Source organism: Micromonospora jinlongensis (assembly GCF_013410645.1).
Lineage (GTDB): Bacteria > Actinomycetota > Actinomycetes > Mycobacteriales > Micromonosporaceae > Micromonospora > Micromonospora zamorensis.
Genome location: NZ_JACCHK010000001.1, coordinates 2,446,924 through 2,459,458 on the forward strand (window position 1 = coordinate 2,446,924; position 12,535 = coordinate 2,459,458).

General features: G+C 72.5%; 16 protein-coding genes. 2 read left to right on the forward strand and 14 right to left on the reverse strand.

The features are described 5' to 3' along the window. Window positions 1–19: 19 nt before the first annotated feature. Both HNR22_RS10350 and yczR read right to left on the reverse strand, forming a co-directional pair. Window positions 20–1,324 carry a low temperature requirement protein A gene (locus tag HNR22_RS10350; RefSeq protein ID WP_179780182.1) on the reverse strand — a complete coding sequence of 435 codons (1,305 nt, stop codon included), beginning with the start codon at window positions 1,322–1,324 and terminating at the stop codon, window positions 20–22. 108 nt (window positions 1,325–1,432) lie between these two features. Continuing rightward, on the reverse strand, window positions 1,433–2,890 hold the full coding sequence (yczR, locus tag HNR22_RS10355; RefSeq protein WP_179780183.1) for a MocR-like transcription factor YczR: 1,458 nt from the start codon (window positions 2,888–2,890) through the stop codon (window positions 1,433–1,435). 59 nt (window positions 2,891–2,949) lie between these two features. Between yczR and yczE the strand changes: the two genes are divergently transcribed. Then, window positions 2,950–3,690, forward strand: a complete 741-nt coding sequence (gene yczE / locus HNR22_RS10360; RefSeq protein ID WP_179780184.1) for a membrane protein YczE — start codon at window positions 2,950–2,952, stop codon at window positions 3,688–3,690. Window positions 3,691–3,791: 101 nt separating this feature from the next. Further along, window positions 3,792–4,253 (forward strand): hypothetical protein, encoded by a 462-nt coding sequence (locus HNR22_RS10365; protein ID WP_179780185.1) that lies wholly within the window; start codon window positions 3,792–3,794, stop codon window positions 4,251–4,253. Window positions 4,254–4,258: 5 nt separating this feature from the next. Here HNR22_RS10365 and hisF read toward each other — a convergent pair whose 3' ends face one another. The 12 genes from hisF to hisD form a co-directional block, all read right to left on the reverse strand. Further along, window positions 4,259–5,026 (reverse strand): imidazole glycerol phosphate synthase subunit HisF, encoded by a 768-nt coding sequence (hisF, locus tag HNR22_RS10370; protein ID WP_141910516.1) that lies wholly within the window; start codon window positions 5,024–5,026, stop codon window positions 4,259–4,261. A gap of 73 nt (window positions 5,027–5,099) precedes the next feature. Continuing rightward, window positions 5,100–6,098, reverse strand: coding sequence for a zinc-binding dehydrogenase (locus tag HNR22_RS10375; protein ID WP_179780186.1), 999 nt, complete (start codon window positions 6,096–6,098; stop codon window positions 5,100–5,102). A 46-nt stretch (window positions 6,099–6,144) separates the two neighbouring features. Then, a complete protein-coding gene (locus HNR22_RS10380; RefSeq protein ID WP_179780187.1) occupies window positions 6,145–6,576 on the reverse strand; it encodes an organic hydroperoxide resistance protein in 432 nt (143 codons plus the stop codon). A 5-nt stretch (window positions 6,577–6,581) separates the two neighbouring features. After that, entirely contained in the window at window positions 6,582–7,028 is a 447-nt protein-coding gene (locus HNR22_RS10385) for a MarR family winged helix-turn-helix transcriptional regulator (protein ID WP_088951911.1), read from the reverse strand. A 79-nt stretch (window positions 7,029–7,107) separates the two neighbouring features. Further along, window positions 7,108–7,497 (reverse strand): Rid family hydrolase, encoded by a 390-nt coding sequence (locus tag HNR22_RS10390; protein WP_179780188.1) that lies wholly within the window; start codon window positions 7,495–7,497, stop codon window positions 7,108–7,110. Continuing rightward, window positions 7,494–8,219 carry a bifunctional 1-(5-phosphoribosyl)-5-((5-phosphoribosylamino)methylideneamino)imidazole-4-carboxamide isomerase/phosphoribosylanthranilate isomerase PriA gene (gene priA / locus HNR22_RS10395; RefSeq protein ID WP_179780189.1) on the reverse strand — a complete coding sequence of 242 codons (726 nt, stop codon included), beginning with the start codon at window positions 8,217–8,219 and terminating at the stop codon, window positions 7,494–7,496. Before priA ends, HNR22_RS10390 begins: the two co-directional genes overlap by 4 nt. A gap of 14 nt (window positions 8,220–8,233) precedes the next feature. Next, window positions 8,234–8,557, reverse strand: coding sequence for a hypothetical protein (locus HNR22_RS31335; RefSeq protein WP_179780190.1), 324 nt, complete (start codon window positions 8,555–8,557; stop codon window positions 8,234–8,236). 36 nt (window positions 8,558–8,593) lie between these two features. Beyond that, on the reverse strand, window positions 8,594–9,226 hold the full coding sequence (gene hisH / locus HNR22_RS10405) for an imidazole glycerol phosphate synthase subunit HisH (protein WP_088949357.1): 633 nt from the start codon (window positions 9,224–9,226) through the stop codon (window positions 8,594–8,596). 13 nt (window positions 9,227–9,239) lie between these two features. After that, window positions 9,240–9,410 carry a hypothetical protein gene (locus HNR22_RS10410; protein ID WP_165435803.1) on the reverse strand — a complete coding sequence of 57 codons (171 nt, stop codon included), beginning with the start codon at window positions 9,408–9,410 and terminating at the stop codon, window positions 9,240–9,242. Window positions 9,411–9,468: 58 nt separating this feature from the next. After that, window positions 9,469–10,080 (reverse strand): imidazoleglycerol-phosphate dehydratase HisB, encoded by a 612-nt coding sequence (gene hisB / locus HNR22_RS10415; protein WP_179780191.1) that lies wholly within the window; start codon window positions 10,078–10,080, stop codon window positions 9,469–9,471. A 37-nt stretch (window positions 10,081–10,117) separates the two neighbouring features. Continuing rightward, window positions 10,118–11,206: a histidinol-phosphate transaminase gene (locus tag HNR22_RS10420; RefSeq protein ID WP_179780192.1), complete on the reverse strand. Its 1,089-nt coding sequence runs from the start codon at window positions 11,204–11,206 to the stop codon at window positions 10,118–10,120. Further along, entirely contained in the window at window positions 11,203–12,525 is a 1,323-nt protein-coding gene (gene hisD, locus HNR22_RS10425) for a histidinol dehydrogenase (RefSeq protein WP_179780193.1), read from the reverse strand. The genes HNR22_RS10420 and hisD overlap by 4 nt, the downstream gene beginning before the upstream one ends. Between the last annotated feature and the right edge of the window lie 10 nt (window positions 12,526–12,535).

Here is a 12,535-nt window from a genome sequence, read left to right on the forward strand (position 1 = left end):
GAGAGCCGGCACGGGGCCCTCACAGGTGGCGGCCCCGCCACCTCGTGTGTTCCTCTTCCGCGGCGAGCTGCTCCTCGAACGCCATCTGCCGGACGCCGGCCCGGCGCCGCGAGTCGACGACCGTCTGTGCGGCCACGGCCAGCATCGTGGCCAGGGCCAACATTCCCAACGCGATCAGCTCGGGCAGCGACCCGGCAACCGGCACCAGCGCGACCAGCAGCAGGATCCCGCCGACCGTGGGCCAGCGGGGGGCGCCGAGCATCCGTCGGCCGAGCACGATGAGCGCGAGCAGGTAGACCCCGACCCCACCGTAGAGCGCCAACAGGTCGAAGCTCGGCAGCGGGATGCCCCAGCTCGGCGTATTCGGATTGGCGCCTTCGTGGATCAGCCCCTTGAGCCCGAGCGCAAACAGGATGATGCCGGCGATGACCGGCAGGTGCAGGTAGCTGTAGGCGTTCCGGGCCAGGATGGCGCGGGCGTCCGGGTCACGAGTGCGGTGCAGGGTCTGTTCCATGCCGAGCGCCAGGGTGTCGAAGTACGCCCACCACATCGCGGCGACCACCGCGACGCCGAGGACCGCGGCGAACAGCACCGGCCAGGTCAGCGGCAGACCAACTGTCTCGTCGGGACTGAACCCGAGCGCGATGATGGTCTCGCCGAGGGCGACCAGGACGATCTGACCGTGCCGCTCCGCCCAGTGCCCGGCGGAGAGCACCGTCCACCCGGTGCCCCGCAGCGCGAGGCCGGCTCCATACTCCACACCGAGGGCCGCGATCCAGCACAGCAGGCGGGCCACCGACTCGGCTGTTCCGTCGAAGAGCCGCTGCGGCAGCAGCCCGGCGGCCACGATGAGGGCCGTGGCCACCAGCGCCGGCAGGGCGAGCATCTGCCAGCGCCGACGCACGTCGCGGTTCCGGCGACCGATCCACAGGAAGATCACCGTCTCGCTCACCCGGACCACGAAGTAGCAGGTCGCGAAGACCAGCGGGCCGAACAGCCCACCGGGACGGTCGACGAACGCCTTCGGCAGACTCAGCGCCAGCACGAAGGCGGCGGCGATGGTGACGAAGCCGACCGCCGGGACGATGCCCTGGTCGGTACGGATCAGGTTGCCCAGCACGGCGAACCCGGACCAGCACCACCAGAGCAGGGCCAGCAGCACCAGGCACTGCACCAGGCCCCGGGCGGTCGGATTGCCGGCGGTGGCCGTGGTGACGTGCAGGAACGCGAAGACGAAGACCAGGTCGTAGAAGAGTTCGAGCGGGGTTGCCCGTGAGCCCGGCGCGCTCCGGCGGACCCCGCGCATCCCCCCGCCCTCGCCCATCAGGAGATTGTGGCAGCCAAGATGGGGCGAAAGGTGCATTCCTTCATACCGTGGAGAGATCTGGCGCTGGCCCGACGATCGTGGGCCGGTGGTCGGTTCGGCGACGGCTCAGGCGATGACGGCGGGCTCCCGCCATCGCTGCCGGCCGGTGCGGTCCAGGTCGTACCGCACCGCGGCGATCCGCCCCACGGCCTCCACCAGGTCCGCGGCGGGCAGGGTGAACGGCAGCCGCAGGAAGCGTTCCAGGGTGCCGTCCAGGCCGAACCGGGGGCCGGGTGCCAGTCGTACGCCGACCTCCTCGGCGGCGCGGGCCAGCGCGCTGGAGACCGGACCGTCCAACTCGGCCCAGAGCGTCACGCCACCCCGGGGCACGGTGACCCGCCAGTCCGGCAGGCGGTGCGCGAGCGCGCCGAGCAGCGCGTCGCGCTGGGCGACCAACTCGACGCGACGATCGGCGACGATGGCGTCGGCCTCGGCGAGCAGGTGCACCGCCACCAGTTGGTCCAGCACCGGGCTGGCCATGTCCACCCCGACCCGGACGGCGGCCAGCCGCTGCACCTGCGGCGCAGAGGCGCGCACCCAGCCGATCCGCAGACCACCCCAGTAGGCCTTGCTCATCCCGCCGATGCTGATCACGCGGCTGTGCCGGTCGTAGACGCCGACCGGGGGTGGCAGCTCGGTGCCGTCCAGCGGAAGGTCCACGAAGGACTCGTCGATGACCAGATCGGTGCCGACCGCGTGCGCGGCGGCCACCACCCGCTCGCGCAGCGCGGCGGGCATCAGGTGCCCGGTCGGGTTCTGGAACTCCGGAATCAGGTAGGCCAGCTTGGGCCGGGTCTGCCGGAGGCTGCCCAACAGGAGGTCGGGCTCCCAGCCGTCGGCGTCGGCGGCCAGACCGTGGGTGGTGATCCGGGCCCGTCGCCCGGCCAGCGCGGCGAGCGCGTTGGGGTAGGTCGGGGACTCGACCAGCACACTGCCGCCCGGGGCCAGCGCGAGCCGCAGCACCAGGTCCAGTGCGTGCTGGGTGCCGCTGGTGACCATGATCTGGTCGGCCGACGTGGGCAGCCCTCGTGCGGTGTAGCCGTCGGCCACGGCCTCGCGCAGCTCGATGATGCCGGTCGGGTGGTAACCGGCTCCGCCCAGGTAGCGGGGCAGGTCCTCGGCGGCGGCCCGGGCCGCCGCCAGCAGTTGCGGTGGGGCGGCGGGCGCGGCGGCACCGAGGTCGATCATGTCTCGGTCGTCCAACGGGGTCCACAGGCCGGTGCTCGCCACCCGGTGGTTGCCGGGCAGCATCGTCCAACTGCCCGCGCCCCGGCGGCTGGCCAGGTGCCCGGTCTCGCGCAGGTGCCGATAGGCGGCGGTGACAGTCGTCCGGCTGATCCGCAGCGCCTCTGCCAGCTCGCGTTCGGCGGGAAGGCGAACGCCCAGCGGCAGACGACCGTCGGCGAGCAGACCGCGCACCGCGCCGGCCAGGGCGGCGTAGTCGGGGCTGCGTCGGCGGCCCGGCAACGCGTGCCACTGACCGAGCAGACGCGCCAATTGGACGCCGCGCACCTGACCCGTCATAGCCACTCCCCGGATATTGGCTTCTTCCTCGACGTGGATTGGCACTTAGGGTGGCATGCATGGCATTGCTTGGCAATCTGCGCCACCGGCCGGTTCGACGGTTGGTCCAGCTCTACCTCGGGCTCGTCCTCTACGGCGTCAGCATGGCCCTGATGGTCCGCTCCGACCTGGGCCTCGACCCATGGGACGTGTTCCACCAGGGCCTCTCCAGGTTGACCGGGCTCTCGTTCGGCACCGTCACCATCGGCGTCGGCGCTCTGGTGCTGCTGCTCTGGATTCCGCTGCGACAGCGGCCGGGTCTCGGCACGATCAGCAACGTCGTGGTGATCGGTCTGGTCGTGGACGCCACACTGGCCCTGCTGCCCGCCGGTGGCCCCCTCGGCGTCCGGATCGGGCTGCTCGTCACCGGGATCGTCGCCAACGGCGCTGCCACCGGCATGTATCTCGGTGCCCGGTTGGGTCCGGGCCCACGTGACGGGCTGATGACCGGTTTCGTGGCCCGCCGGCCGGGCTGGTCGGTGCGGCTGGTGCGCACCGTCATCGAGGTCACCGTCCTGGCGCTGGGCTGGCTGCTCGGCGGCAAGGTCGGCCTCGGCACTGTCGCATACGCGCTGGCCATCGGTCCGTTGGCCCAGCTCTTCATCCCGCCGTTCGCCGTACCCGAGGAAAGTGTGTCCGACGCCACCGCGCACGGTGCCACCGTCACCGACGGCGCCGTGTCCGACGGCGCCGCCGTTCCGCCGGCGGAGGCGGACGTGCCGCGACCAGGCAGCACCGCCCCGGCCGCTCCCACCGGCTGAGCCCTCACCGACCGTTCGCGAACCGGCACGCGGCGGTGGTCCTCTGTGCCGGATGGAGGGTGGGTGTTCCCTTCCGCGACGCGCGCCGTCATCATCTCTGCATGGGGGAGAACGGTTGGCGCTGGACGGACGCCTGGATCTTCGTGTCGCTGGTCATCGCGAGCGGAGCCGGACGGCACCATCGGTCGGCGACGAGTCGACGGCCGGAGGGCGTCCGCCTGACCGACGTGCTCTCCACCGCCGACCACCTCAACCACGCGATCCCGCAGCGGCACGAGGTGGAGGCCGCGATCCAGCGGCTGGTCGGCGCCGGGCTGGTGAGCGTCGCCGACGGCTGGTTCCGGATCACCGCCGAGGGTGAGCAGCTCTGGCGCACCCGACCTCGGGCGGGGGTGGCGACCATGGTGGACACCGTGCAGGGCGTGCTGACCCGGCGGCACGCACCCGGCAGCGCCGAATGGATCCTGGAAGAGGCCGACCACGCCGCGGCCGTCCAGGAATACGCGGTCCGTTCGATCCCGACGCCCCGACGGTCACCGGAGGGGCACTCCGGCGGGCACTGACCGGCTCAGCGCACCGGGTGGCCGCTGTGCCGCAGCGCGTCCTTGACCTCGGCCACGGTCAGCTCGCCGAAGTGGAAGACGCTGGCGGCGAGCACCGCGTCCGCACCAGCGCCGATCGCGGGCGGGAAGTGAGCCACCTCACCGGCGCCCCCACTGGCGACCACCGGCACGTCCACAACCGCGCGCACCGCGGCGATCAGCTCCAGATCGAAGCCCGCCTTGGTGCCGTCGGCGTCCATCGAGTTGAGCAGGATCTCCCCCGCGCCCAGCTCGGCGCCCCGCTGCGCCCACCGCACCGCGTCCATTCCGGTGCCGCGCCGACCGCCGTGGGTGGTGACCTCGAAGCCGCTGGGCGTGCCGCCGTCGGGCGACCGACGCACGTCGAGGGAGAGCACGAGCACCTGCCGGCCGAACCGGTCGGCGATCTCGGCGATCAGCTCGGGGCGGGCGATGGCGGCGGTGTTCACGCCGACCTTGTCCGCCCCGGCACGCAGCAGCGTGTCGACGTCGGCGACCTGCCGGACCCCGCCACCGACGGTGAGGGGGATGAACACCGACTCGGCGGTGCGGCGCACCACGTCGAGCATGGTGCCCCGGTCACTCGAGGACGCCGTGACGTCGAGGAAGGTCAGCTCGTCCGCGCCCGCCCGGTCGTACGCGGCGGCCAACTCCACCGGGTCGCCGGCGTCGCGAAGGTCGAGGAAGTTGACCCCCTTGACCACCCGCCCGGCGTCCACGTCCAGGCAGGGGATCACGCGCACCGCCACCGTCATGCCGCGAGCCTATCCTCCGCCAACGGCACGGCGGTCGACCCGATCGGGTCGACCGCCGTGAACGAGGCCTGGGTCACACCTTGACGAGCATCTTGCCGAGGTTGTCGCCACGCAGCAGGCCGATGAACGCGTCCGGAGCGTTCTCGATGCCGTCCACGATCGTCTCGTCGTAGGACAGCGTGCCCTCGCGCAGCCAGCCGGCGACGTCGCGGACGAACGCCGCCCGCATGTCGTTGTGGTCGTTGACCAGGAAGCCGCGCAGGGTGAGTCGCTTGCCGATGACCAGCGCCAGGTTGCGCGGCGCGGCCGCCGGCTCGGTCTCGTTGTACTGCGAGATCATGCCGCAGATCGCGGCCCGGCCGTGCAGGTTCATGGCCGAGATGGCGGCCTCCAGGTGATCGCCGCCGACGTTGTCGAAGTAGACGTCGACGCCGTCCGGGGCGGCCGCCCGCAGCGACTCGCGGACCGGCCCGTCGTGGTAGTCGAAGGCGGCGTCGAAGCCCAGCGCCCGCAGCCGCTCGACCTTGGCCGGGGAGCCGGCGCTGCCGACCACCCGGCCGGCACCCTTGAGCTTGGCGATCTGGCCGACCAGGCTGCCGACCGCACCGGCCGCGGCGGAGACGAAGACCGTCTCGCCGGGCTTCATCGCGGCGACCTCCAGTAGCCCGGCGTACGCGGTCAGCCCGGTCATGCCCAGCACGCTGAGGTACGCGCTGACCGGCGCGACGCTTGGGTCGACCGGCCGGGCGGCGGTGGCGTCGAGCAGCGCGTACTCCCGCCAGCCGAGCCCGTGCAGGACAGTGGTCCCGACGGCGACGTCCGGCGCCGCGCTGGCCACCACCTCGCCGATCGCGGCACCGTCGAGCGGCGCGTCGAGGGCGAACGGCGGCACGTACGACTTGACGTCGTTCATCCGTCCGCGCATGTACGGGTCGACCGACATGTACTGGTTGCGGACCACGATCTGGCCCGGGCCCGGCGTCGGGACGTCGGTCTCGATGAGCCGGAAGGTGTCCTCGGTGGGCCAGCCCTGAGGGCGGCTGGCCAGGTGGATCTCGCGGTTTCTGGTCACGGGGTGGTCGTCCTCTCGTCCGCGGTGGGGGTCTCGGTCCGCGACGTCACGCGGCCAAGGTCTCCCGGACGGTCAGTGCGACGTCGATGTTGCCGCGGGTCGCGTTCGAGTACGGGCAGACCTGGTGGGCCTGCTCGACGATCTGCTCGGCGGTCTCGCGGGGGACGGCGGGCAGGTCGACGACGAGCTCGACGGTGAGCCCGAAACCGCCGCTGCCGTTCGGGCCGATGCCGACCTCGGCCGCGACGACGGAGTCGCTCACGTCGGCCTTGGCGCGGCGGCCCACCAGCCGCAGCGCGCTGTGGAAGCAGGCCGCGTAGCCGGCGGCGAAGAGCTGCTCCGGGTTGGCGGCGCCGCCGGCGCCACCCATCTCCTTCGGCACGGCCAGGTCGAGCGCGAGGGTGCCGTCGGAGGTCTCGACGTGGCCGTCGCGGCCGTCGCCCTTGGCGGTCGCGGATGCGGTGTAGACAACCTGCATGAGAGTCACTGCTCCTTCTGTCGATGGATGGTGTCGGTGACCCGGGTGAGCGTGTCGCGCAACGCGACAAGCTCATCGATGCCCAGCCCGGTGGCCAGGGCGATCCGCAGCGGGACGTCGCAGAGCTGCTCCCGCAGCGCCCGCCCCTGCTCGGTGAGGCCCACCTCGACCCGCCGCTCGTCGCGCGCCGACCGCCGCCGAACCACCAGGCCCGCTCCCTCCAGCCGCTTGAGCAGCGGGGAGAGTGTGCCGGAGTCCAGTCGCAGCTCGGCACCGAGCTCGGAGACCGTGGGGGCGTCGTCGGGGCGTTCCCAGAGCACCAGCAGCACCAGGTACTGCGGGTAGGTCAGCCCGAACTCGTCGAGGATCGGCCGGTAGACGTCGGTGAGGGCGCGCGACGCGGCGTAGAGCGCGAAGCACACCTGTCGGCGCAGCAGCAGATCATCGGTCACCGCTGAACCGTAGCCCACAATTAAGTTGTGCACAACCTATTAGGCCGGGAAGCGGCCGGCACCGCGCCGACCGCAGACCTCAGCGACCGCCGAGGTACGCCTCCAACTCCACCTCGACCAGATGCTCCGGATCCAGCAGACCGGCCACAACCACCAGGGTCGCCGCCGGCCGGACCGCGCCGAAGACCGCGTTGTGCGCCCGGCCCACCTCGTCGGCGTGCAGCCGGTCGGTCACGTACATCCTGGTCCGGACCACGTCGCCGGGCTCCGCACCCACCTCGGCCAGCGCGTCCAGCCCGATCCGCAACGCCTGTGCGGTCTGGGCGGCGGCGTCACCGACGTGCACCACCCGACCGTCCACCGTCGCCGTGCAACCGGCTGTTAAGGCCAGGTCACCGGCCCGGACCACCCGGGAATAGCCGTACCGTTGCTCCCACGGGCCACCCGAGGAGAGCCGGGTGATCGTCACGCCTCGGCCAGGGTCCGCAGCGCCTCGGCCACCGTGAAGGCACCCGCGTAGAGCGCCTTACCGGCGATCACGCCCTCCACCCCGATCGACTCCAGGGTCGCCAACGCCCGCAGGTCGTCCAACGTGGACACCCCACCGGAGGCGATCACCGGCCGGTCGGTGCGGGCACACACCTCGCGCAGCAGGTCCAGGTTCGGCCCGCGCATCGTGCCGTCCTTGGTGATGTCGGTGACCACGTACCGGCTCGCGCCCGCCTTGTCCAGCCGCTCCAGCACCTCGTACAGGTCACCGCCGTCGCGGGTCCAACCCCGCGCGGAGAGGGTGTGGCCGCGCACGTCCAGCCCGATGGCCACCCGGTCGCCGTACTCCCCCACCACCCGGTCACACCAGACCGGGTCCTCCAGGGCAGCGGTGCCGATGTTGACCCGGGTCGCGCCGGTGCCCAGCGCCGCCCGCAGCGACTCGTCGTCCCGGATGCCGCCGGAGAGCTCCACCTTCACGTCCAACTGGCGCACCACCTCGGCGAGCAGGTGCGCGTTGGTGCCCCGACCGAACGCCGCGTCCAGGTCGACCAGGTGGATCCACTCGGCGCCGTCCTGCTGCCAGGCCAGCGCCGCGTCCAACGGCTCGCCATAGATGCTCTCGCTTCCGACGGCGCCCTGCACGAGCCGGACGGCCCGGCCGTCGGCGACATCCACAGCGGGTAACAGGGTGAGGCTCAACGTGTTCTCCTCGATCAGGTACGACGGTCCAGGGCGATCACGACGATCGCCGGCAGTACGAGCAGCAAGAGCACCATCAGCGCGACACGCAGCGCCAGGTTGTCGACGAACGTCCAGATCAGAATCAGCGCGGCACCGGTCAGCAGCACGATCGCGGCCCGCTCACCCCGGCTGTGCCGGGGCAGCCGTCCGGTGCGGCCCCGCCGCACCTGCGGCGTCAACCGGCGGACCACCGCGCGACGGCGCTGACGGCGCGCCACCTGCCGCTGCCGGACCGCCCGCTCCCGGGCCTGCTCGGCCTCACGCACCGCCCGACGACGGGCCCGTTCCCGGCTCACCGCGACACCATCGCGCCGGGCACCGGGCGACGACGGTCAGTCACCGCTGGGCAGTGTGACGAGCCAGTTGCGCAGCAGCGCGGCACCGGTGTCGGCGGACTTCTCCGGGTGGAACTGGGCCGCCGACAGCGGACCACGCTCCACCGCGGCGACGAAATCCGTGTCGTGGTGGGCGGTGGTCACCGTGGCACCGGCAGCAGCCAGCGCCGCCGGGTCCCCCATCGCGTACGAGTGGACGAAGTAGAACCGGCTCTGCTCCGACAACCCGGCGAAGAGCACCGACCCCTCGGGCGCCCGGACCGTGTTCCAACCCATGTGCGGCAACCGGGTGGCGGCCAACCGGGTCACCCCGCCGGGCAGCAACCCGAGCCCCTTGGTCACCACACCGTGCTCCTCGCCGTACTCGAAGAGCACCTGCATGCCCACACAGATGCCGAGCACCGGCCGACCGGCCGCCACCCGCTCGGCGATCACCGGGCCGGCACCGAGCGCCTCGATCCCGGCCATGCACGCCGCGTACGCGCCCACCCCCGGGACCACCAGGCCGTCGGCGGCGGCCGCGGCGGCCAGGTCATCGGTCACCCGCACATCGGCGCCGGCGGCGGCCAGCGCCCGCTCCGCCGAGCGCAGGTTGCCCGAGCCGTAGTCGAGCACCACCACATCACTCATGTCGTCACCCCGATCACCCGTTCTCCGGCAGCAGCCGCAGAACCCCGGCGACCGTGGCAAGCACCGCGAGCGCCGCGGTGACCAGCACGGCCGCCTTCGGCGCGCCCTGCCGGTAGAGCGACCAGGTGCCACCCACCAGCACCCCGGCCAGGATCAGCAACAACGTCGGCAACGCGGCACCCATCAGAGCCACCCTCGAATCGCGACTGCGGGGCTCCGCTTCGCTGCACTCCTCGCGCTCATCAGAGCGCGCCCTTCGTGCTGGGGATCGCGCCCGCCGAGCGTGGGTCGATCGCGGTCGCCTCCCGCAGCGCCCGGGAGACCGCCTTGAACTGCGCCTCCACCACGTGGTGCGCGTCCGGGTGACCGCCCGGCCGGGCCGCGCGCAGCACGTCGACGTGCAGCGTGACCCGGGCCGCCTGACCGAAGGACTCCCAGATGTGCCGGGTCATGCTGGTCGCGTACACCGGCCCGATGTACGGGGCCAGCGCCGGCTCGTCGTGCACCACGTACGGGCGACCGGAGAGGTCCACCGCGGCCCGGACCAGCACCTCGTCCATCGGCACCGTCGCCGAGCCGTACCGCCGGATGCCGGCCTTGTCGCCCAGCGCCTGGTCGAACGCGGCACCCAGGGCGAGCGCGGTGTCCTCGATCGTGTGGTGGGCGTCGATCTCCAGGTCACCGGCAGTGCGCACGGTCAGATCGAAGCCGCCGTGCCGGGCGATCTGGTGCAGCATGTGGTCGTAGAAGCCCACGCCGGTGCTGATCTCGGCGGCGCCGGTGCCGTCGAGGTCGATCTCGACGAGGACCTTGGTCTCCTTGGTGATCCGCTCCACCCGGGCGTTCCGGCTCATTGCTTGCCTCTCGGTCGCGACTGCGGGGCTCGCGAGCTCACTCCTCGCGCTCCCACGTCACAGTCTCCATTGCAGTAAGGAAGGCGTCGGTCTCGGCGGGGGTGCCCGCGGTCACCCGCAGCCAGCCGGGCAGGCCGACATCCCGCACCAGCACGCCCTGGGCCAGCAGGGCCTTCCAGACGGTGGCCTGGTCGCCGCCCACCTCGAAGAGCACGAAGTTGGCGTCGCTGTCGGCGACCCGCAACCCACGCTCGCGCAGCGTCGCCACGATCCGGTCCCGTTGCGCCATGATCGCGCTGACCGTGCCGAGGAGTGCGTCGCGGTGGGTCACCGCCGCCCGCGCGGCGGCCTGGGTCAGTGCGGAGAGATGGTACGGCAAACGGACGAGCTGCACCGCCTGCACCACCGCCGCGTCGGCGGCCAGGTAGCCCAACCGCCCGCCGGCGAAGCCGAACGCCTTGCTCATCGTGCGGCTCACCACCAGCCGCGGGTGGTCGGGCAGCACCGCGAGGGCGCTGACCGTCCCCGGCCGGGCGAACTCGGCGTACGCCTCGTCCACGACCACCATGCCCGGCGCGACGTCGAGCACCGCGGCGATCACCGCCGGGTCCAATGCCGTGCCGGTGGGGTTGTTCGGCGAGCAGAGGAAGACCACGTCGGGCCGGTGCTCACGGACCTGGGCGACCGCCTCCTCGGCGGTCAACCCGAAGTCGACGCCGCGCTCGGCGGGCACCCACCGGGTGCCGGTGCCGAGGGCCAGCAGCGGATGCATCGAGTACGCCGGAACGAAGCCGAGCGCGCTGCGCCCCGGCCCACCGAACGCCTGCAGGAGCTGCTGCTGGATCTCGTTGGAGCCGTTGGCGGCCCACACCTGCTCGACGGTGAGCCCGTGCCCGAGATATTCGGCCAGGTCGGCGCGGAGCGCCAGCGCGTCCCGGTCCGGGTAGCGGTTCAACTCGCGCAGCTCGGCCGCGAGCGCCTTGCCGATCGCCTCGACCACCGGCTCCGGCACCGCGTACGAGTTCTCGTTGGTGTTGAGCCGCACCGGCACGTCGAGCTGCGGCGCCCCGTACGGCGAGAGCCCGCGCAGGTCGTCGCGGATCGGCAGGTCCTCGATGCGGGTCACGTGGACGCCCCCGGGAAACGGGCCTGGACCGCCTGGCCGTGCGCGGGCAGGTCCTCCACGTTGGCCAGGGTGACCACGTGCGGCGCCACGTCGCGCAGCGCGGCCTCGGTGTACTCGATCAGGTGCACGCCGCGCAGGAACGACTGCACGGACAGCCCCGAGGAGTGCCGGGCGCAGCCGCCGGTGGGCAGCACGTGGTTGGACCCGGCGCAGTAGTCGCCGAGCGACACCGGCGACCAGGCGCCCACGAAGATCGCCCCGGCGTTGCGGACCCGCAGCGCCCACTGCCGGGCGTCGACCGTCTGGATCTCCAGGTGCTCGGCCGCGTACGCGTCGACCACCCGCAACCCCGCCTCAAGATCGTCGACCAGGACGACGCCGCTCTGCTCACCGGTCAGCGCCGTGGTCACCCGCTCGGTGTGCTTGGTCGCCGGCACCTGCCGGGCCAACTCCCGCTCGACCGACTCGACCAGCGCCAGCGACGGGGTGACCAGCACGCTCGCGGCGAGCGGGTCGTGCTCGGCCTGACTGATCAGGTCGGCGGCCACGTGCGCCGGATCGGCCGTGTCGTCGGCGAGGATGGCGATCTCGGTCGGCCCGGCCTCGGCGTCGATGCCGACCACGCCGCGCAGCAGCCGCTTGGCGGCGGTCACCCAGATGTTGCCGGGACCGGTGATCAGGTCGACCGGGTCGCACCGCAGCTCACCCAACGGGTCGACCGCGGCGCCGTACGCCAGCATCGCCACCGCCTGGGCCCCGCCAACGGCGTACACCTCGTCGACGCCGAGCAGCGCGCACGCGGCGAGAACCCGGGGGTCGGGCAGACCACCGTTGTCCTTCTGCGGCGGGCTGACCACCACCAGCGACCGCACACCGGCCGCCTGCGCGGGCACGACGTTCATCACCACCGTCGACGGGTACATCGCCAGGCCGCCCGGCACGTAGAGGCCGACCCGGTCGACCGGCAGCCAGCGCTCGGTGACAGTGCCGCCGGGCACCACCTGCGTGGTGTGGTCGGTGCGCCGCTGGTCGTCGTGCACCCGACGGGCCCGGCTGATCGACTCCAGCAGCGCGGCGCGTACAGCCGGGTCGAGCACCCCCTCGGCCTCGGTGATCGCTTCGACCGGCACCCGCAGCACCTCCGGGGAGATGCCGTCGAATCGCTCGCTGGCCTCCCGGATCGCCGGGTAGCCATGCTCGCGAACCGCCTCCACCAGCGGGCGGATCCGCTCGACGGCAACCGACACGTCGAGCTGGGCACGGGGCAGCAGGCGGCGCGGGTCTCCGAGACCCTTGCGCAGGTCGATCCGATTCAGCACCCTTGCGAGT

What these genes read in the sequence shown, in the direction of transcription:
- HNR22_RS10350 (WP_179780182.1), bottom strand. Translation starts at nt 1,324, where the DNA reads ATGGGCGAGGGCGGGGGGATGCGCGGGGTCCGCCGGAGCGCGCCGGGC.
- yczR (WP_179780183.1), bottom strand. Translation starts at nt 2,890, where the DNA reads ATGACGGGTCAGGTGCGCGGCGTCCAATTGGCGCGTCTGCTCGGTCAG.
- yczE (WP_179780184.1), top strand. Translation starts at nt 2,950, where the DNA reads ATGGCATTGCTTGGCAATCTGCGCCACCGGCCGGTTCGACGGTTGGTC.
- HNR22_RS10365 (WP_179780185.1), top strand. Translation starts at nt 3,792, where the DNA reads ATGGGGGAGAACGGTTGGCGCTGGACGGACGCCTGGATCTTCGTGTCG.
- hisF (WP_141910516.1), bottom strand. Translation starts at nt 5,026, where the DNA reads ATGACGGTGGCGGTGCGCGTGATCCCCTGCCTGGACGTGGACGCCGGG.
- HNR22_RS10380 (WP_179780187.1), bottom strand. Translation starts at nt 6,576, where the DNA reads ATGCAGGTTGTCTACACCGCATCCGCGACCGCCAAGGGCGACGGCCGC.
- hisH (WP_088949357.1), bottom strand. Translation starts at nt 9,226, where the DNA reads ATGAGTGATGTGGTGGTGCTCGACTACGGCTCGGGCAACCTGCGCTCG.
- HNR22_RS10410 (WP_165435803.1), bottom strand. Translation starts at nt 9,410, where the DNA reads ATGGGTGCCGCGTTGCCGACGTTGTTGCTGATCCTGGCCGGGGTGCTG.
- hisB (WP_179780191.1), bottom strand. Translation starts at nt 10,080, where the DNA reads ATGAGCCGGAACGCCCGGGTGGAGCGGATCACCAAGGAGACCAAGGTC.